At 50.9% G+C, this 21,452-nt stretch carries 12 protein-coding genes and 1 tRNA gene; 4 read left to right on the forward strand and 9 right to left on the reverse strand.

The annotated features are described in order from the left end of the window. Nucleotides 1–377 precede the first annotated feature (377 nt). Nucleotides 378–2,345, forward strand: coding sequence for a S8 family serine peptidase (locus ABEW34_RS08170; protein WP_430156909.1), 1,968 nt, complete (start codon nt 378–380; stop codon nt 2,343–2,345). Between the two features lie 463 nt (nt 2,346–2,808). Here ABEW34_RS08170 and ABEW34_RS08175 read toward each other — a convergent pair. Then, a tRNA-Ala gene (locus ABEW34_RS08175) sits at nt 2,809–2,884 on the reverse strand. A 32-nt stretch (nt 2,885–2,916) separates the two neighbouring features. Next, complete coding sequence (locus ABEW34_RS08180; protein ID WP_430156912.1) at nt 2,917–4,107, reverse strand: CynX/NimT family MFS transporter; 1,191 nt, start codon at nt 4,105–4,107, stop codon at nt 2,917–2,919. A gap of 126 nt (nt 4,108–4,233) precedes the next feature. Between ABEW34_RS08180 and ABEW34_RS08185 the strand changes: the two genes are divergently transcribed. The 3 genes from ABEW34_RS08185 (at nt 4,234) to ABEW34_RS08195 (ending at nt 8,384) form a co-directional block, all read left to right on the forward strand. Continuing rightward, the gene (locus ABEW34_RS08185; RefSeq protein ID WP_430156914.1) at nt 4,234–5,139 is read left to right on the forward strand and encodes a LysR family transcriptional regulator; all 906 of its coding nucleotides are present in this window, start codon (nt 4,234–4,236) and stop codon (nt 5,137–5,139) included. A gap of 208 nt (nt 5,140–5,347) precedes the next feature. Continuing rightward, nucleotides 5,348–5,965 (forward strand): TetR/AcrR family transcriptional regulator, encoded by a 618-nt coding sequence (locus ABEW34_RS08190; protein WP_430156915.1) that lies wholly within the window; start codon nt 5,348–5,350, stop codon nt 5,963–5,965. Nucleotides 5,966–6,011: 46 nt separating this feature from the next. Further along, nucleotides 6,012–8,384: an MMPL family transporter gene (locus tag ABEW34_RS08195; protein WP_430156917.1), complete on the forward strand. Its 2,373-nt coding sequence runs from the start codon at nt 6,012–6,014 to the stop codon at nt 8,382–8,384. Nucleotides 8,385–8,516: 132 nt separating this feature from the next. On the opposite strand, the gene ABEW34_RS08200 is transcribed toward ABEW34_RS08195, so the two are convergent. The 7 genes from ABEW34_RS08200 to ABEW34_RS08230 form a co-directional block, all read right to left on the reverse strand. Then, the gene (locus ABEW34_RS08200) at nt 8,517–10,955 is read right to left on the reverse strand and encodes a glycosyl hydrolase family 95 catalytic domain-containing protein (RefSeq protein WP_430156920.1); all 2,439 of its coding nucleotides are present in this window, start codon (nt 10,953–10,955) and stop codon (nt 8,517–8,519) included. A gap of 43 nt (nt 10,956–10,998) precedes the next feature. Continuing rightward, nucleotides 10,999–12,150: a glycoside hydrolase family 88/105 protein gene (locus ABEW34_RS08205; RefSeq protein WP_430156923.1), complete on the reverse strand. Its 1,152-nt coding sequence runs from the start codon at nt 12,148–12,150 to the stop codon at nt 10,999–11,001. Between the two features lie 19 nt (nt 12,151–12,169). After that, entirely contained in the window at nt 12,170–13,312 is a 1,143-nt protein-coding gene (locus ABEW34_RS08210) for an oligogalacturonate lyase family protein (protein ID WP_430156925.1), read from the reverse strand. Between the two features lie 37 nt (nt 13,313–13,349). After that, nucleotides 13,350–15,425: a glycoside hydrolase family 65 gene (locus ABEW34_RS08215; protein ID WP_430156928.1), complete on the reverse strand. Its 2,076-nt coding sequence runs from the start codon at nt 15,423–15,425 to the stop codon at nt 13,350–13,352. A 45-nt stretch (nt 15,426–15,470) separates the two neighbouring features. Then, complete coding sequence (locus ABEW34_RS08220) at nt 15,471–17,750, reverse strand: AraC family transcriptional regulator (RefSeq protein WP_430156930.1); 2,280 nt, start codon at nt 17,748–17,750, stop codon at nt 15,471–15,473. A gap of 98 nt (nt 17,751–17,848) precedes the next feature. Continuing rightward, nucleotides 17,849–20,053, reverse strand: coding sequence for a glycoside hydrolase family 88/105 protein (locus ABEW34_RS08225; protein WP_430156932.1), 2,205 nt, complete (start codon nt 20,051–20,053; stop codon nt 17,849–17,851). After that, the gene (locus ABEW34_RS08230) at nt 20,038–21,411 is read right to left on the reverse strand and encodes a Gfo/Idh/MocA family protein (protein ID WP_430156934.1); all 1,374 of its coding nucleotides are present in this window, start codon (nt 21,409–21,411) and stop codon (nt 20,038–20,040) included. Before ABEW34_RS08230 ends, ABEW34_RS08225 begins: the two co-directional genes overlap by 16 nt. Nucleotides 21,412–21,452 lie beyond the last annotated feature (41 nt).

Here is a 21,452-nt window from a genome sequence, read left to right on the forward strand (position 1 = left end):
TGACCTCATCGCTGCCAGCGACGCGCTCTACCGGATTAGTCGGTTTCTTTTTGAAAATTAGGAGTTCAGAACCAGTTCATAACAATAAATTACATTAAAAGGGGAATTATTCGACATTATCTCCTACTGAACCTATGGGAAATAGAGTAAATAGAAGTTTTAACCTGATATCTGTATATTACTGTCTTTGTTTACGCTTACCTCAGCTTTGATCCAATATTCGCCTTAACTTATACTGTAAATTGTTAGCCTATTCATCCAGATAGAAACAGAAAAATCAATATATTGGATGGGAGGAAATGATAGACTTGTATTCGCATTTAATCAGAACGTAACCTATCGCACTCGGCTACTCTTTATTACTAGCGTTCAGCTTTTTGATTACTATTGATTTCTATACGGTAGTGCTTGGAACTAAAAAAAGAAACGATTACAAAGGAGAGATTACTATTATACATACTTATTCCCAATTTAAAAAAACGTTGTCCGTCGCTCTAGCCTCGACCTTGCTTTTATCATTAGGTACTTTGTCAAATGGAGCATACGCTTCAGAGAGTGGACAGTCCTTTCCGACGAGTACATCATTCTCAAACACTGCAACTTCAATATTCGAAGAGAAAATAGTTGTCAAACTTAAACAACAAGCCTTCCTTCCAAGTAAAGAAGGAACACTTCAATTGCAACAAGAAGTATCGCCGCTATCAGCTATCCCAGAATTATCGTTTGACCCGCTAATCTCGCAGCAATTCTTACCGTCAGCTAACAAGGGCATTACTGCTAGTCCGTTTGAATCCGTGTTTGATCGCTATTATTATTCCAAAATTCCTGCTGGCGCTGACGTCGAACAGTTGTTACAAAAGTTGCGAAGCTTGTCGCTCGTTGAGGAAGCCTATTTAAGCAAAAAACCAGAATTAGCCAATACACCTTTTCCGAACACAACAACTGTCCTTCCAGATAACGATCCACGCTTCTCATTACAAAGTTATGCGCAAGCTGATCCTCTAGGTATTAACGCTCCGTATGCTTGGCAATTTGAAGGTGGCGATGGAAAAGGCACCCAGTGGGCCGATATCGAGTGGAGTTGGGCATTAAATCATGAAGATCTAGCCGCTCATAACATACAGCTTTTGCCAGGTGGCATTAATGATGGAGATGGTAGTCACGGTACGGCTGTACTCGGGGTTGTATCCGCGGTTGACAATGCTATCGGCAATATCGGGCTAGCTAACAAAGCAACGCCCTTTGTATCCTCTTTAGTTCGTGAAGGTGGCGCAGCAGAAGCCATTTTAGCGGCCACACAAGTATTATCTCCGGGTGACGTTATTCTGCTCGAAATACAGATCGGTTTTGGCGGTCCTTGGTTACCTATCGAAACACAGCCAGCAGAGTTTGATGCCATCCAATATGCAACAAGCTTAGGTATTGTCGTTGTAGAAGCTGGAGCCAACGGTGGTGCTGATCTCGATCAGTACCAGCATTGGGATAATAAATACATCTACAATCGGGATCTTCCAGATTTCAAAGATTCTGGAGCAATACTTGTAGGAGCGGGATCATCAACTGCACCTCACTACAGACTCGACTTTAGTAGCCATGGCAATCGAATCGACGTTTTCGGTATTGGTGAGAACGTTGCTACCTTAAGTGCAACAAGTACTGCTTCGACAACTGGTTATACCGACTATTTCAATGGAACATCTTCCGCTTCACCTGTCGTTGTAGGTGCGATTCTACAACTGCAAGGGATCGCTAAGGCTAATTTCGGCGAGCCGTATTCGCCAGCTGAAATTCGTAGCATACTGAGATGGTTACCGTTCAATACCCCGACTTCCGATATGGCTAATGATAGAATCGGCACCCTACCCAATTTGAAACAAATTATATCAAATTTACCTACGCCAGGTGCCGTACCTAACGACACAGAAGCACCACTAGCACCAACCGATCTAGTTGTTAGTACTATCAGTGATACAGTTACCTTGAATTGGACAGCTTCTACGGACAATATTGGATTGATCGGTTATGACATTTATGTGAATAACGATCCATTTGCTAAAGCAAGAACGACTAGCAACTCCGCTACGATCAGTGGATTAACAAGTGGTTCATATACATTTACTGTCAAAGCTCGGGATGGCTTTAGTAATTTGTCTACGGAAAGTAACTCGGTGACGGTTCAAGTTGACGCTTCCTATACGCCATGGAGCGCTTCCTCCATTTATGATCAAGATGACATTGTTTCTTATAACGGAGTGAAGTATAAAGCCAAATGGTGGACGCAAAATCAACCTCCAGATCTGAATAGTAATCTCTACGATGTTTGGACTGTGCTCGGTCCTTACTAAAAAGATTAAAAACTTGATTAAATAATAGAGAGGTAGGGGCATATCCATTCCCAACCTCTCTATTATTATCTTCGATAACCCCCTACTTCTGCTCTGTAAGTAAACTCCTATTTTTAAAAAATCCGGTTTCACGACTTACGTCATACCTCTGCAACTTTACTTATAATCAAGGTGTTCATTCTAAAACGATTTCAAGCCGACTTGGGCATGCAAATATCCGTACTACAATGAATATTTACGGTCACGCTCTACAATCGATAGATCAGGCGGCTGCCAATACATTCAACACTATATTGTCTCCGAAAGCAGAAATTATCTCAAAAGAAAACGGTACGTAATGGCATACCATTTTTTCGTCCCCAATTCGTCTCCAAGATATATATTTTGATAATATGCCTTTATGGTATATCTCTAAAAAATCAAAAAAACCTTTGATTCCTCAAGGGTTTTGACCTTTATATTATGGTGGAACCTAGGGGGATCGACCCCCTGACCTCATCGCTGCCAGCGATGCGCTCTCCCAGCTGAGTTAAGGCCCCTTGATGAATGTTTATGCTGGTACTCAGTACCTTTATATACTCGCCTCCCCCTCACTCTTCCCCCCAGTAATAACCACCTGCACCCCAATCATCACCACAATAACAGCAACCATCGCAACAAGCGCAGCCATAAAGCTCCCACTACTATCATAAATCCCTCCAATTAATAATGGCCCCATTGCGCCTATGATGTAGCCGCCGCACTGAGACATCGCCGACCATGCTCCTGCTTCCTCCGGCGTGTCCGTCTCGACAATCGGCAGCATAAGCGCCAGTGGAAACAACCCTCCTGCCCCAATGCCTAGCAATATTACAGCAGGCAGCATTGGCAGATGGAAAAGCAGCATAACAATCCCGATTAGCTCAGACACACTGCAAAGGATCAGATAAAATCTCCGTTTCCCAGACCTAGCTACAAGAAAAGGAATCGTTAACGATACCGGAATTTGAATAATCGTAAAAACGGTAAGGAGCATAGCCGCGCTTGCTGCACTATATCCGAAGCTCAGGGCAATCGGTGAAATCCACGCCGTAACCGAATAAAACACACTGGCCATTAATCCGAAAAATAAGGTCAACAGAACCGCTTTTTTATTGCGAATTGGCAGCCTTGAAGGAAGTTTGGAACTAGATCGTACTAAGCTTTCCTTGTTCCCCTCATTCCCCTTACTCCCCCTGTTCCCAAGAAAAGCCGACCAAACGATTAAGGCCACCACGCCGAAAATAGCCCAGCATGACAAAGTCAGCGTTAAGCTGTGATTGCTGCGATTGTATAAAGGTATGGCAAAGGCAGAGGCAATAGCTGCCCCTACGGTCATCGAAGCGGAATAAACACTTACAATCCCGGGCTTTGTGGGGAAATACTTTTTAATAAAGCCAGACAGCAGCGGCCCTGCCAAGCTGATCCCGATTCCGCCAACTAGCGCAGTTATAACCAATATAAAGACAGAGCTCACGATCCCCCGCAAAGCGGTTGCCCCTGTAATGAGAAATAATGCTATAAAAATAGTTCGCTCAAGCCCTATTCGATCACGCAATGCCGTTGCCGCTGGAGCGAAAATCCCCATGCATAAGACAGGCAATGTCGTCAGCAGACTTGCGGTTAGCCCACTCATGGCCAGATCATTTTGCATCGTACGAAGCAAAGGGGCAACCGATGTAATAATCGGTCTTAGATTTAAAGCTGCAATAAATATAGCTAACAGTAAAAAATATTTTTTCATAGGTGCTGCCTCTCTCTATTTAGCTTTGTAACTCTTCATCAAGTATATGGCGCCACGTTTCATTGATCAATTCTATAATTTATATTATTATGATAGTAAAATACTATCATTCGAAGGAGCCTCTGCATGGACAATCGAAATATCCAGTATTTTATGGCCGTATTTGAGCTGCTTCATTTTACGAAGGCTGCCGAAAGGCTTGGCATCTCCCAGCCTACATTAAGCCAGCAAATTCGCATCCTTGAAGCCGAGCTCGGCACGCCGCTTTTTGACCGCATCGGTAAAAAGGTTGTGGCAACGGAAGCCGGCAAGCTCCTATCGCATTACGGAGTGAAGATGATGCAAGCAGAACGGGATGCCAAACTTGCGATAAAGGAGCTGCTATCTGGAGAAGGCGGCACCGTCCGTCTGGCCGTGCTGCCCTCGGATTTGGATTTTCAGCTCGTCCCGCTGTTCGTTGCATTTAAGGCGAAATATCCTCAGATCCAGCTGCAGGTATTTTCGACTATCCATGTACAAGAAGAAGTGCTTAATCATAAGGTCGATATCGGCATTGGCTTGCAAGGTCCATCGGATAAAAGATTAATCCAAGCACCGCTTGGCTCGGAGCCCTATCAGCTCTTCGTTCATGCTGCAAGCGAGCTTGCTAAACGAAAGGAGATTACCCTGCAAGAGCTGAAGCAGCATGCATTAGTGATGTATCCGAAAGGCTTTCTCGGCCGTGATTTAGTGGATGAGGTTTGCATCAAAGAAGGCTTCGAAATAGCTACCGTTATGGAAACCAGTTCGGCACATTCCTTGCTGCAATTAGTTTCTGCTGGGATAGGCGCTACTATCCAGCCGCAAGGCTTGCTGCGTCAATTTCCAGAACGGCTGGACATTGTAGCTATACCCTTTACAGGGCCTACGCCAGTACGCCATATGGAGCTGATATACTGTACAGATCGCTTTATTAGCCGCTCGCATCAACAATTAACGGATGGGCTGATTGATTTTTTTCACGGAAAAAATAATACATTAACCACCTCTTAACGATGCGGTCAGCAGCCTGCCGAGAAACCTGGTCATTTTCATGACCTCGGGTTTCTTTTTTTATTTTCATGCACACTCTGTAATGTAACGTTCACAATTCCGAAAAACTTGCCCATTGTGCATATTTGCATTTTGGGCAATAATATTTATAAGAGTTGTTCAAGATAAATTTTCCCATTTATATGAATTTACGAAGGAGGTATAGTCATTGATTGCTAAACAAACCTTGCGTGACAGGAAAAAAGAAGCTACAGCCTCTGCCCTGGCCGAAGCCGCCTTCGAGCTCGCGCTTGAAAAAGGTTTGGATGGCTTCGTAGTCGACGACATTGTGCAAAAGGCCGGATATTCCAGGCGAACGTTCGCCAACTATTTCTCCTGCAAAGAAGAAGCCGTTGCTGCCGTCGCTGTCCCCATTACGAGTGTAGAGGAATATGAGAATTTACTTGCGGGCTTGCCACCAGCAGCAACACCGCTTGATGTGCTGTACAGTCTGATGCAGATGCAGTTTACCGCTGAGTTTCTGCTTAAAATACGTAAATTCATCTTCCTTTCGAAGCAGTACCCTACACTTGAACCGTATATCCTGGGTATGTTCCGTCGTTTGCAAATGGCAGCTCAGGGAGCATTGGAGCCCTTCATCCTCGGACGTTATAAAGACGGGTATACCCAGCTTCTAGTTGGCGCCGTTTATGGAGCGTTTGTGCCGATACTTGACGGCAGTCTGAATGTCCTGCTTCCGGGGGAGACAGACGCTGAACTGACAGACGCGATTCCCTTCGATCAATATTTGAACGCGATGTTCGAGTATTTGCGAAAAGGCTTCTAGCTCGTTATCCCACCATTCATCATGATATAAAGGAGATTAACATCACATGTCAACCTTTTTGTACAAGTTAGGAAAATCCGCTTACGATAAGCCATGGCAGTTCCTCATCGGCTGGATCGCCATTCTTGGTGTCGTAATCGCTATGCTCGCAGTCAACGGCATCCATTCCAGCTCTGAAATGAAAATTGCCGGCACAGAATCGCAAAAGGTACTCGATCAGCTAACGAAAGAGCTTCCCGAAGCTTCTGGCGGACAAGCCAGCATTGCCTTTACGGTACCTGATGGTGAACGTTTGGATACGCCAGAACGGTTAGCTTTAATCCAGAAGGCTGTCAATGACGTTTATCATGTAGACTATGTCATTAATCCTGCCAAATTGGCTGCGGAAGCTGGCCTTACGGCTGCTGACAGCAGCCAAATGGGCGCCGCGGCTGCAGGGGCGGGCCAAGAAACACAAGCAGCCCAAGGAACACAAACGAATCAGCCAAGCACCGCTGAAATACCTCCTTATGGCCCTTTGATGGTAGATGGCGTTCCGGTTATAGGGGTCATGCTCTCGTCTGACGGCGGTCTCGCCCTGTTCCAGTTCCAATTCACCGAACAGCAGGCTTCACTGCCCAAATCCGTACCAGACGCTGTAATCAACGCCGTCACAGCCGTCGAGCAGAACAATTCCGGCATTACCGCTATCCCTAGCGATTCACTTAAGAGCACGCCGGCCATCGGCTCGACAGAAGCAATCGGGCTTCTCGTTGCAGCCGTTGTACTCATTATTACGCTTGGCTCTATTGTTGCTGCGGGTCTGCCGCTGCTTACCGCTCTTTTTGGCGTAGCGATCAGCATTGGAGGCGCGTTTGCCCTCTCGAAATTTATCGCGATCAATGACATTACGCCTATTTTGGCAATCATGATTGGACTGGCAGTCGGCATCGACTATTCCCTGTTTATTGTAAATCGTCAGCGCCGCATGATTTTAGACCAAGGCTTAAGTGCGCGTGAAGCTGCGAGCAGAGCTGTAGGCACAGCTGGCAGCGCGGTATTTTTTGCAGGGTTAACGGTTATTATTGCTTTGTTCGGCATGCTCGTTATTGGCATTGAGTTCTTGTCTACGATGGCAATGGTCGCTGGAGTGACGGTTTTCGTCACTGTGCTGCTGGCCCTGACTCTACTGCCTGCTCTGCTTGGATTCGTAGGTGAACGTATTTGCTCGCCTAAAGTCCGCATGAAAAACAGCAGCTCTAACCAGAAAGCTAAGCATGGATTCTCGATTCGTTGGGTTAAGGGAACGGTGAAATATCGCTGGCTGATTATTATCGGAGTGATCATCGTTCTAGGCACGGCAGCCATTCCGGTTACGAAAATGGAGCTCGGAATTCCCTCTGGCGCCTCGGCAAACCTGGATACGTCTGCAAGGCAGAGCTATGACGCGATTTCCAAAGGCTTCGGAGAAGGCTTCAACGGTCCCCTGCTTCTGGTGGGCGAGCCGCAAAATGCCTCCGATACATTTACTCCTGAAAAACTCGGCAATCTCGTTCAGGAGCTTCAGAAGCATGACAACGTTTCACTCGTCACACTGATGGGTGTGAACAAAACGGGCAATATGGCGATTATTAGCCTGATTCCCAAAACAGGCCCAACGGACTTGGCAACGAAGGATCTAGTAAACGATCTGCGTGCCCCAGAATCAAGCATTGCGCAAAATACGGATATTAAGCTGGGCGTGACCGGATTCACCGCTATTAATATTGATATGTCGTCAAAGCTGTCGGAGGCGTTCCCTCTGTATGTCGGCATCATTGTCATTCTGTCTATCATTATTCTGCTTCTTGTGTTTCGCTCGATCATCGTTCCCATTAAAGCGACGGTCGGATTTATTCTCAGCATACTTGCGACGTTCGGCCTTACTACAGCCGTTTACCAGTGGGGATGGATGCATTCACTCTTCGGCTTTGACACAGGCGGCCCGCTGCTCAGCTTTATGCCTATTCTTGTCACCGGTATTCTTTATGGATTGGCGATGGATTACCAGGTCTTCCTAGTAAGCTCTATGCGTGAGTCGTACGTGCATGGTCATAGAGGAACTGACAGTGTCGTTCACGGCTATGATTTAGCAAGCCGCATCGTTCTTGCCGCTGCTGTCATTATGGTATCCGTCTTTGCCGGATTCATTTTCGCACCTGATGCCATGATCAAACAGATCGGCTTCGCGCTGGCTATAGGCATCCTAATCGATGCATTCATTGTCCGTATGACGCTGGTTCCAGCCGTCATGGCTGTCTTCGGAGATAAAGCTTGGTGGCTGCCAAAATGGTTAGACCGTTTGCTGCCTAACCTCGATGTCGAGGGCGACAAGCTGATTACCGCACTGAATGCTCAGGGCAGCATCGACAGCAAGACGAAGGCGAATAAGCCCGCTTAACGTTCAACATTTTCACTCTAACTATATTGAAATTTCGTTTAAAAAGGGAGTGTGAAGCTTGCGCCATACCCTCCCCACGGCTTTCCGCCAATAAAGCAAAAGAACCACGTCCTAGGATGTGGTTCTTTTGCTTTATTGATTTGATGATTCGGATTCAATAACAACCGATGGCGCCCCACTCTTCATTCGCAACGTAAAGTACGCGGGACCCAGCGGCGAAGGCTGGACTTCTCCGCCGGTTATGCTGCAGGCTCCCGCCCAGTCCGGCAGCTTGACGATTATGTCGGTATCCCTATCTGCCGTCAACTCTGCTCTGAACGAACCCGTTTCTTGATTCCAAGATAACGCCACTTTGCCCGTGTAGAATCTCCAATCGGCCAGACGCCCCTGCTTCCAACGCTTCGGCAGCGCCGGCAGCAATTTAAGGAAATTTTCAGAAACCTGAAGCAGCTGCTCCTGCACAGCATTCACCCACCCCATATTGGCATCCAATTGCACTGGAGCCGTAGGCATTTGCATCGATACGCCCATTCCCCGCCAGTCGTTATGGAGCGTAAACAGATTAGGCAGCAGACTCGATCTGGAGAGGATATCCAGACAATTCAAGGAGCTGTCCCCATCTCCAAAACGAGCATAAATAGCAGCCATATGAGCTAGCGACCACCCGCTTTGGGCTCCAATCTCGCGCCGCTGCACAGCCTTTTCAAACGCGCCGAACAAGGTAGGGTCACTCTCTTGCGTTAATTCCTGCCCAGGGAAAACGGGGTAAAGATGCGATAAATGACGGTGTGCATACCGATCCTGAAAAGCAGGATGGAGCCACTCTCTGACCGCGCCATCCTTATTCAGCCGATACGCGGGCAATCGCGTCAGCATGCGGCTCCATGCCTTCTCTGCCTCCGGATCGCCGCCCATCTTCCGATTCGCTGCTATTAGGTGCTGCAAAAGCTCTTTCAGAATGGCGACATCCATCGTCGCATTGATCACGGTAGGCATCGGGTGCGCAAGCGGTTTGCCATCAGCCGGCATGAAGTTGAGCGGAGTATTCTCCGGCGATACGGAGGGATATATTTTGTAAAAGCCGTCCTTGTCCGTAACCAAGAAGTCCTCGTAAAAAAGCAACGCCTCAAGCATGAACGGCAGCGCTGTCTCCTGCAGAAATTGAACATCTCCGGTAAAACGGAAATGCTCATAATAGTGCCGGGCCAGCCAACCGGCCGCGCCAATCCAATTCAGAATGACAGGCACTATCTGATTAGGAACGCCAATGCCCGGCGTGGAGCCTGCCGGGATATAAATACCGCGGCAGCCGTACAGCTTGCTTGCATTTTCACGAAAGTCATCCATCAATCCCTCATAGTAACGGAATAAGGAAGGGACCAGTTCGCCCAGACCTCCAACATGCGCATGCCAATACATCATCTGGATGTTCTCGTTCGCCATGTTATGGCACCATACCAGCCTGTAATCGCCTCCCCACAGCCCATACAGGCCGAAAGGCTCCGCCTCTTCCGCAGATGAGGTACCGCTCAAAAACAAATAACGGCCATAGGCCCACATCTTGCGAACAAGTGCCGACGGCGCCTCCCCCTCATACGCATCCAGCAGCAGCCGCTCATTAGATCGCAAATCATCTTCCGCATCATTGAGCTCCAGCGAGGCTGAATGGTATAACGGCCGATGCAGGGCGATATGGCGCTCAAGCAGTATTTCGTAGGAGGAATCGACAACAAGCTCGGCCAGTTCCTGCTTCAGCCGCCCCCAGTCCTTGGAGCGCTCGCCCAGGACGAACAGCTTCACAAGCACCAGCAGCCGCCTCGCTCCCTCGAAGCGGATGACGCTTCCCGTCGCTTCAATGCTGCCGCCCTCCGGTATGACCAACATGACCGCTCCGAAATCTGTTCCATCGTCATTCGTTCCGGCAAACCAGACGTAAGCATCGCCTGCTCCCGTTTCAATCGATTGCTCGAGCTCCTTGAATTCCGGCGTATCCGCCCAGTGATCGCTCGGGTGAAGATCAAGACCGATCTCACCCGATACGCTGGCTTCCTCATAACCCCCAAGCTCATAGACAACCAAATCGTCAGCCCGCGAAACGAACAGCCTCCGACGATACTGGCTCGACCCGTCCGTCCAGCCTACCGTGATTTCTCCGGTGTCCATCTCAAGCATCCTGCTGTACCCGCGAAAGGCATTGCCGCAGGGCATGACAAGCCGGATCGCAGCCAGCGGAAATCTGGAAGCGAGCTTCGTCCCGTAACCGCGCTCCTTTAAAGCATCCGAAAGCTGCCAGCTTGCCTCTGCATATCGCTCTGCATCCATCAGCCTGCGGGTCTGGGCTAGGGTATCGCTTACATCCGGCAGCTCATCCTTGCGCCCCCAATGCCATAGTCGGGCATGGTTAAGCAGCACCGTCTCCTCCTGTACGCCGCCGAATACGGATGCGCCAATGACGCCGTTGCCCGAGGGAAGCGCTTCGCGCCACATATTCCGCCACCATGACGCGGGATAATTCATCAAAAGCTTATCGGCGCTTCGTTTGTCTTTTTGCTGCCGCATCCGCATCCGCATCCGTATCCTTCCTCCTTCGCTTGATCCTCTTCCTGCCATCTCGTTAAATAATGGCAGTATCCGACTGCCTGCGAAGCCGCTCCAGCTCAACGCTTGCCAGCAGAAGCGGGGCAACGCCCATCAGTACATCGCTGACAACCTGCTCGCTCATATAATATTCATAGGAGCCGTCGCGATACTTGCGCCCGCCCAAGCCAGCCCCGTTACAAATGCTGTGGAGATGAACGCCTTGCTCATCCTCGGTTACGAAGCGCTCAAGAATTCCATCATATGCGCGCTCCACTGCCTGCCTGTCAATCTCAGCCAAATAACCGAGCCGAATGCCCTTAGCCAGCGCATACGTCAACATACACGAGCCCGACGACTCCAAATAGTTTCCTTGGCGGCCGTTGCAGTCCAGCAACTGGTACCACACGCCGCTCTCCTGATCCTGCACGCGCAGCAAGGCATTCGCCATCCGCTCAAAAATCCCCATCAGCTGGCCGCGTTTCGGATGATGAACGGGAAAATGCTCAAGCGAGTCTACGAGCGCCATGGCGTACCAGCCCATCCCGCGTCCCCACACATGCCGGGAGCGTCCCGTGGCGGCATCGCACCAGCGCTGTTCCCTGCTCTCGTCCCATGCGTGATGCAGCAATCCCGTTTGGGGGTTGCGCGTGCGCTGTTCGATCAACAGCAGCTGATGCGCCGCTTCATCGAACCAGTCGTTCTCGCCAAAGGTTTTGGCAAATTCGGCCATGAACGGAGAAGACATGTATAGACCATCCAGCCACATTTGGAAGGGATAAATTTTTTTATGCCAAAATCCGCCTTCATCTGTACGGGGCTGCCCAATCAATTGGGTAATGAGAAGCCTCGCCGCCTGCTCATACTTAGAATCTCCTCCCTCTCTCCATAGTCTCAGCAGGTTTTTTCCTTTGTTAATATGGTCGAGATTGTAATCCTCCAGCGTATAGCCGCGAATGGAGCCGTCCTCTTGGATGAAAACATCCATATGACGCTTCACCGTTGCTTGGTATTCGGATTTTCCGGTCCAATCGCCGAGCCTCCCGATCGCCGTCAGCGCCATCCCGGCCACATAGCCCCACTTATTAGCAATATTCGGGTGATAGCCATCGTTGCTTTGGGACAGAATCGTTCTGGCGACCCGAACGGATATACGTTCTGCATTAAGGATTTCAGTTGCAGCGTTCATCAGCTTCTCCTCCTTTTGGTCACGTTGCCAGCAACGGTAAAGAACTAAAATCTTCTGGAATCTCGACTACATACAAATTGCCATATCCGTTCTTATCGCTTGTGAAGAGCAGCCTTTTTCCGTCCGCATTGAAACGCGGGTGGGCATGCACCTTCTGCGAATGAAAGCTGCAGCGCAACTCGCACAGGATTCGCGGGCCTTCGTACGCGCCGTCGATCTTTCGCCATAGGCTAAGCGTCTTGACCGCTCCCTTACCATCAACGATCGCTTGCCCCAATCCGTCCGCGTAGCCATGCCAGGTATCGAAGCCGAACTCCGTCTCTTCCATGCCTGTATTGTCATAACGAATACTGCCAAAAAAATTGGTACCGTCCACTCGGAATCCATGATAGCCAACCGTTACGCCATCCGGATAAAAAAATTCATGCCCAACCTTCTCGCCTTCCTCCAGACGCTCCCTGATCTTCCAAGCATGACCCGAGCGCAGGTCCAGCCCCCAGATACGATGGTCAACCAAATGCCATGGACCTTCGTGGCAAAAGGTCATCAGCCAAGGCTCCTTCGGGGATGTATTGATATGGGTAATGAACCGGTTCGCTTCATATACCTTCTCTCCGCCGCCGATCTGCGCATCAATACGTACGATCATGCTGTGGGGCGCGGCCTCCATCAACTCCCGATGGCCGACATAGCCGTTGCCTAGATCGAGCCGGATGCGAAACGACAGATCCTCCTGTACGCAGGTCATAATGAACCGGCCGTCGGCTGTCGCATTCGCATTGCCCAGCTGATAGCCCTCCGGTGCTTCGTAGATCAGCTTCTCTTCAAGCGATTCCAGATCCAGACGAATAAGGCTTCGGCCCATTTTAACGAACGCCGCGCTTCCGTCAGGCAGCAGGCAAGCATCCAATTGATCCACATCGTTGTAATCCGTCAGCTGGGTTATCAAACCGCTCTCCACATGCAAGCTGTACAGGTTCGCGCAATTTCCCCTATCCGAGATGAACAACAGCCGTTGTTCTCCGTCATACCAACCGTTTTCCGTAAAATATAAATGATAGCTATGCGCCTTATAATTGGTTAATTGCGTTACTTCAAGGCCTGTTAGCCGATCAGTCTCCGTCTTCCGTTCCGAGGGCCACACTGTTCCTTTTGCAGACATGCTCTCGCCTCCTGAATAATAAAAGCTTTAGATGCCTTTACAGCCAGGGCTTCAGCCCTTCCCATTTCACCGACCAGCTTCCATCCTGCGGGAAGCCCGGATTGAGGGCAGCCGGTTTAGCCGCCGATTGTCCGGCTTCATTCTCCTTCCAGCCAGCAGCCATCATGGCAACGGCGGTCAGCAGCCCGCCGTTGCCCGGCAGATAAGCGGATAAGCCAGGGCGCTGATAATTATGACCGTTGGTTAGGTACGTATTTTTGGACGCATCCATTAATAGGAAATCAACGGCGAGATCCGCTTCTCCGAGTCTGGCTGCCGTCATTGCACACATCGGGAAATCCCAGCCCCATGCCGATTCCCAGATCCATACTTCCTTCACCTTCAGCAGTGTATTCAGCATGACCTTGCGGTCGATTAACGCACCCGGCAAAACGCCGAGTGCCCCCAGCATGGACGGATGGTCGCGATTTTTGGTCTGAAATGTTTCAAGGCACTGCTCATGGGCAAGGTATACGCCCTCCGCCTGAGGGGGCTCAGCTAACGCACCGGCAACCTCTGCCCAAAGCGGGTTCACGGGCTGCTGCATGCGTTCCGCCCAACGAATCGCAATTTCCAAGCCATACTTCCAGTATTCCAGCTCGTAAGGCGGATTTTTGCTGTCCTGCATAGAATGGCATTCCTGTGCCGGAATAAGGGGCGGCCCTAGATCATAAACTCGCTTCTCTTCATTCCAGTGAGCGAAGGAAACCATGAAATCAGCCGCTTCGAACACAATGCTGCGGAACCGCTCCAGAGTATCGCTCGACGGATCCGCCTGATAGCAGAGCTCGGCAAGCGTCATTGGATGCGGCTGCTGCCAGATTAGCCCGTTTGCAACCGGCGATGGGCATGGCTTGCCGTCGAAGCCTACCATCTTGGGCCAACGCGCCCCTTCATAGCCTTGAGACTGTGCCAATTCGCGCGCAACCGGTAAGATTTGCTCGTACCAATCCATGCTGTTCAGCAAATAATTTTCTCTGCCCCACAATGGAAAATGAGCCGCATGCCACCAATGCATCTCCAGATGCGACTTGCCAAACCAGCTATTGTACATCAGGCCTGTTTCTTGCGGCGGCAGCGAGCCTCCGCTGTGCAGGGCAAGCAAGAATTGCGACAATACGACGCGTCTCTCCAGCTCATAGGCTCTTGGGTCCGCGCTTCCGGAGAAGTCGATTGCCGCGCCGCTCATCCAGAACGATTCCCAATGACGCGCGCTCGCGGACTTGATCGCTTCGACCTCTGCCGTCTGCGCCGACTCCTGCGCGAAGCCTATGGAGAATTCCAGCGATACTCCGCCCGGGTCCGGCAGCAGCGTAAATTCGTGCACACCGGTCCGCTTCAGGGCCCCGGCGCTCCAAGACCAGTTGACCTCATAGCGGTCCTCGTCCATGCTTCTCACGATATTTGCCCTATTCACGCCTAACTCGCCCAGTTCCGTAAGATGCCTGTCGTCATTGCCCAGATCCGGGAATACGGCCTTGGCCCATGTGGCAGATATCATATCAGGCGCTGGAAAACGGATGAAAACCTGCAGCCTTCCCTGTTCAATTAGCGGCGAATCCACGCTTACCCCAATGGCATCGATAGTAGGATGGCAAGCGGTCATAACATGAACCGGCACGCCGCTCACTGCGAATTCGCTTGTCAAAATGCCTGTCCATAGATTCATTTTTTGGGTCATATTCGTTATATCCTCGGCCTTTGCTTCTTCACCCGCATCTGATAAAAATCGAAACGAAATGCGGCCAAGCTGAAGGCGATGGGGGTTTTGTCGCAGCCAGTGGTACGCCTCTGGCTTGTCGCCCGGTTTCATCGCATACCCAACCGCCCTGTCGTACGTATCGTAGGCCTGGTAAGCGGCATCGCTCTCGGTGAATCGTCCCGGTCCGCCTGTATAATGCCATCCCCAATTGGACTGCGTGCCCAGCGGCACCTCATATTGATTCGGAAAAGTCTGCAGGCCGGTAATGTCGGTGCTGAAGGCAAACTCGCCATTGCCTACGGAAAACGGGGACACCGGGTCCCATTTATTCAACTCCGGTTGATGGCGTTCCACGATCTGTCGTCTGTCCATTGGCTCCTCCTATTTGCTAGAACCCAGAGGCTGCGCAGCCTATTATCATTCGAATGGGAAATCCATCCGGGTTCTCATCATATCCCGGTACTTTCCCGGGGTAATATCCTTGAATTTGCGAAAGCTGCGAATAAAGCTATTCTCATGTTGATAGCCGACCATCAGCCCGATATCCGAAATACGGTCATCCGTTTTCAGCAGCAGCTCACTTGCCCGCTCGATACGAAGACGAGTCAAATAGTTATAGATCGTCTCGCCCGTTTCTTGTTTGAACAGCTGGCTGGCAAGACTGCTGCTAATGCCAATCGCCTCAGCTACCTCCGGTATGCCTATTGGCTCGTTAAGATTCAGCTTCAAGTAGTCGATCATTCGTTGGCATATGATAAAATCCTTGCTCTCGGCCAACCGGCGGAAGCGCTGCGCCAGCACGGCAGCCCTGCTCTCCAGCTTAGCTTTAATATCCTCCAAGCGAAGGGTATCAAAACGAACATACGTTTGGTCATAGGAGCCGTCCGAGGCTGGTCGTATTTGCTCGATCCTCTCGATGGCCGACTGCAGGAAGGATATGGCCACCGATGGGTACCCATATTGACAGCGGATCTGATCGGTCATTCGAACGACTGCTTCCAGAGAACTCGGCTCATCGCCCATTTCTATAGCGCCAATCAATTCATCCAGCGCGCTTTCAAACTGCAGCGGTTCGTTCACTTCATGCCCGGACACCTCTTGGAATGTGATGACCTGGCCATAGCCTTGGTACAGCCGGTATGTAAGCGCATTCTCCGCTTCCAGCATCACTTGCTTTAATTTTGCAATATCCGTCTGCGTGTTGCTGACCCCTGCCGATATGCTGAATTTCAATAAGCGCGACACTACCTCTAGCGATTCAGCCAGCTTGCTCTCACATCGCTGCCCTTCTACACGCGGCTGCAGCAAAATGGCTGTCTTATCCGTTCCGAAATCGGCGCATACGATTCGCCATTGTGGCTCGAACAGTTCAGCCACAATATTGGCCAATGCGAACTTTAACAGGGAATGATCGCCGCCGGTAAATGTGCGAGACCATTCCTCATAACGGTCAATCGACAGAACGGCCACCGTCACCGGCGCATCCGTCCATTCGCCAAAATAACGGTTCCATTTCTCTTCAATGTCCCGCTTCCCGCTAAGATTGCCGGAATAAATATCAGTAAGCAGCTTCGAGGCAGCCTCCGACATCGACTCCCGGACAAGCTGAGCAAGATGCGCGTGATTGGTAAGCAATTCACCAGCAAGCTTCTCTAGATCCATGCCCTCCGATCCGCTCATTTTGCGGTCATACCTGCTGAACAGCTGCTTGAGCCTGCGCACGGGACGGAAAGCCGCCGCATTAATATAGAAAATGGTTACCCCACCAAGCCCGAGAGCCGCAATGGATACCAAAAGAACCACCTTCGCCACCCGCTTGGACTTAGCCAGCAGGCTGTCCTGCTCAACGATCGACACATAGCTCCATCCCGTTACAGGCGATTTGAGCTGATTAATAAGCAATTGGCGATTCTGAATGGTGATATCCCCGCCATCGTCCTCTTTCAGCGTCTCAATCGCATGGTTTACCGACTCTTGATTAAATTCATAGTTCGAAACGGAATAGAGCAGCTCGTCATGCTCGTCGATAATATAGCGCATCCGGTTCAAATTGTTCATGATTGGCGGATTCAGCTTCGCGAATAATTCTTCATTTTTAAGATTGACAGCTACGATTCCTTTGAACTCTCCTTGAAGCATGATCTTGCGGAACAGCGTAACGCTTGAGCCTTTAGCTCCCGCCCCTTCAGGCACCATCCTTTTCTTAATGAGCGTCGTCCTCTCTCCGAATTCAGAAGCTACGCCGGTCCAGTCGGAATCGTCGAATGTCAGCCTATTGGAGCTGAAGCCCTGCGGAATCGCCAGGAAGCTTTCCCGGGCAAGATCATAGACATAAATGCTTTTGATATATTTGGAGTTGCTGATTAATGTCGATAGAAACTGGTAGGCCTCCGTAATATTCGTATATGAGCCCTGTGTTTTGCTGGTCAAAAACTTGTAAACATTATCGTTCAAAGCAACTTGAATCGCGACCTTGTCGCTCTCGCTGACCAACTCGTCGATCACGTTCATATCGAGCTTCAGCATTTGGCGCTGCAATTCGCTGAGCTCTTCCTGCATGACTGACTTAGACGTGTTGTACGAGGTCAAGCTTACAGCCAGAATAATGAGAAAGACGGAAACGGTCAAAATGAGCACGAGCCTAACCTGGGTATGTGCCAGATTATATTTCAACCATTTCTTGATAGACTGCGTCACGATAAATCCCACCTTATGCCGAGGATCCTTCTATTATAACGTGATCCTGCTCTCGCAACATACTCAGCCCGATCTTCTTACTCACACTCCTCAGCCGCTCATGCCTTCTCTATCAACCAATCTTTCATTCGCTGCGTTTCAATGCCGGCAAGCAGTACGATGCCGATGCCATGCGTATCATTCAAATTCCAGCCTAAATCATGCTTATAGTAAGCATGGGAATAGGACCAGCTGGAGCCTTTGCATACCCCGTACAAATTCCCTCGTTTGTCGATGGCCCGCTCGCATAATCCCTGCCAGCCGATCAGCGCCGCCCTGATGTACGGCTCCGGATTCTCGAGCCAGCTATGGCGAATCCCGAGCGCAAAGCCGTAAATGAACATCGAGGTGCACGAGGATTCCTCATATGACTCCGCATCGACCAATACTTGATGCCATAGGCCATGCTTGCCCTGCAGCCTGCGGTATCCTTCGGCCAAATCCCGATAGAAAGCGAGTATGGACGGGTAGCTCCCATGCGTCCTTGGCAATACTTCGAGCAATACGGCCAGCGAGAAAAACACCCAGCCGTTGCCCCTGCCCCAGACCGTCCCAGACGGCTTGCTATTGCGAACATCATACACATGAGACATGACCTGCAAATCCGGCATGTACAAATACTTCTTATAAAGCAGAAGCTGCCCCGCGGCTTCATCCATATAGCTCGCATCGCCGGTAAGCTCGGCATACCTGCATAGGAAAGGAACGCTCATGTACATATCGTCGCACCACATCGTGTTATGCATACTCGGCGAGACGCCGACTTTGCGATATAGCGCTCCGTCTTCCATGCGGTCCTGCACGTTCATCATGTAATGGGCAATATCATCCGCCACCGCACGCGAGCCTTCAATGGAACGGTGTCGTTCTGCCATAATGGCTAGCGCCCCAAAGGAGCCGCAGTCATCAAGACTGTCGATATGCGACAACTGGTTGTTTAAGCCTGCTGCTCCGAAGCGCTCGCGGTCCCACAGCGAGTAGGCATAAGTCGATGTCGCGAACTCGACATGGCCCGCAACGTATTCCGCCAAATCTTCACGCTCAAGCAGCCGGCTTGAACCCAGCAGTCCGGACAGCGTAACGCCAAGCGGATAATTCCAACGGCCGTAAAGCTCATTTTCGAGAAATGGGCGTACATGCGCTCCCGGCTGATCTGTCGTCCAGAAAACGTTCGTGAAGCGGTCGGCCGACACCTTGCCCGGTGCCAGATAATCAGCCGGATCCATATTCGCTTCTGGCGAGAGCGGACCCCGCAGCAGCCATTTGCCTTTATAGCCATGCACGCGCCGCCCGAGAACCATTTCAACGTCAGGCGCTGCAATGTCAATGTCCCCAAGCTGAAAGCCCCATCCTTGCCCATCGCATCGGCAATGGGCGATTAGGTCGCCGCTCCCCGGGTCTGCACCCAATTCGAGGGAGAAGTCTCCCGATGCTTGAACCGCGTATACTTCTTTTCCCTGCCATAAAAACCGCAATGGGCCGTATGCGGTTCCTGAGATCGTGACTAGCTGCTTCGAGGCGGTACGGTTGGCGATCGTCGTCCATGCATAAGCGGAATAGCCAGGCTGCATGCCATATAAAAGATCAAACCGCCCGTTCCCCTCCTCCTCTCGTGCAGGCAGCCATTCCGCTCCAGTAGCTGCTTCCGTCTGATTCGTGCCCGGGATGCGTTTCAGCGGACGGGCCGACGGCGCCGTATAGATCCAGCCTTCCTCCCCGTCCCGCTCATCGGACGGAGCCAGAAAGTGAAAAGGCTTGTTCTTGCGGCTGCCTGTACCGAAGGCTGCTCCGCAGTTTCCTTCCTGTCCCATCCCCAGCTCCAGAACAAAGTGATTCCATCCCCGCAGCAGATTTATCTTTAGCTTTATCGGCAGCACGACTGAATTCGGATCCGCTTTGGATATCTCCTCCTCCGGTGACGAGCCAAAGCGCTGAACCCCATTGTGATGCAGCTTCACTTGCCCGTAGCAGCGAAGATGGAAGATGAACTCCTGCGCCTGATCGATCCAGAGCTTTGCCCAAGCGTAAACCCGCAGGCCTGCTCCCATTTCCTTAAACATGCTTCTCAGCGGAAATTCATATAAGTGGTCCGCTCCCTTGCGGACCGCGCTGGCCCGAGTCACTCGGTACACAGGACCATGAGGCGGATTATCGCCGACATACCGCTGCGCAATAACCTTGAGCACATGCGGGATGCTTCCGCCCTCCGTCTGCGCGGCCATGCTTTCCATCGAATCGACATACCCGCTTAGATTAGCTGCCAATACCCTCCTCCTCTCTGGCCGTTTAGACTCTTTGGACGCTCCTGCAATCCGCTGTCAGGGCTGCCGGTACCGCATTCCAGTACCTCCTCGATCGTAATCAGGCGATGCTCCTTGACCGAGCGCCAGACCGCTTCGCCCGTCGCCACCGAATAAGCGCCGTCAACCGCACCGGATAAGATGCGGAACGGCCGTCTACGGTCCTCGCCCATGAATAAGTCTTCCAGCAGCAGCGGATCGCCCCCGCCATGTCCGCCTTCCCGGTGCACGACATGTATCGTCTCCTTTGAGCCGAACAATGGAAAGTAGTCAATTGTTTGGACAGGCGTAGGGAATGGCGTTCTGCCAGGCATATGATATTCCACCGTCTCGAGCCTTCCTTTCGTCCCGTTAATGGCCAGCCGATAGCCTTCATAAGGCAGCGAGAAGTTGACGGAATAACTGAGCAGCGCGCCGCCGCTGTATTTCACGGTCGCGGCGTACGTATCTTCAATTTCTATTTCTGAATCGAAAATGCAGCGGTCTGGACGGTAATCCGAATAGGGAAACGCCGCTGTCTTCCCTGCATCAAGAGATCCAAGATGATCATCCGGCACTTTAAGACTCCGGCTGCGGGCATTCCACCGCGAGTAATACGAGCAGTCCTCGGTATGAGAGCAGGTGCTGCAAAATCTGCCGTCCTCCTTCCTTGGATTCGCCTCGCCTTCGGCGCCATAATAATTCAAAGCGCCGAAGGCGAACACTTCTACCGGCTTCTGATCAATCCACCAGTTGACCAAATCGAAATGATGCGTGCTCTTGTGCACGGACAAACCGCCCGACAGCTTGCGTTCCCGGTTCCACCTTTTGAAGTAGCTCGAGCCGTGATACGTATCCAAGTACCAGTTCAAGTCAATCGATGTTATTCTGCCAAGCTTCCCTTCCTGCACAATCTCCTTAATCTTCGTATGAATCGGGGCATAGCGGTAATTAAAGGTCACGATAACCGAGCCCTTGCTCGCCTTCTCTGCTTCGATAACGCGCCTGCTGTCTTCTCCCGTCGTCACCATTGGTTTCTCTGTAATGGCATCCAGATCATGCTTTAGAGCGGCAATCAGGTACTGCGCATGCGTGTCGTCGCGGCCAGCGACGATAATCACGTCAGGCTTCGTTTCAGCGACCATTCGATCAAACTCGTTCTCGGCGTAGGTTCTTATGCCGGCATGCTCCGGATATCTCGAACGGTACAGCTCAAAGCGCTTGGGATCTCGGTCAAGCAGGCCGACAAGCTCGCAGCCTCCAGCGAAAGTGGTCAGGATAGGCTTGGCGAACATGCCCAGCGCACGTCCGCTCACGCCGCAAATGGCGTATCGTTTTCTCATCTTATCCAGTCCTTTCTTGCATTTACGCAATCATGAAGAGT

Source organism: Paenibacillus algorifonticola (genome assembly GCF_050481745.1).
GTDB classification, from domain to species: Bacteria; Bacillota; Bacilli; order Paenibacillales; family Paenibacillaceae; genus Pristimantibacillus; species Pristimantibacillus algorifonticola_A.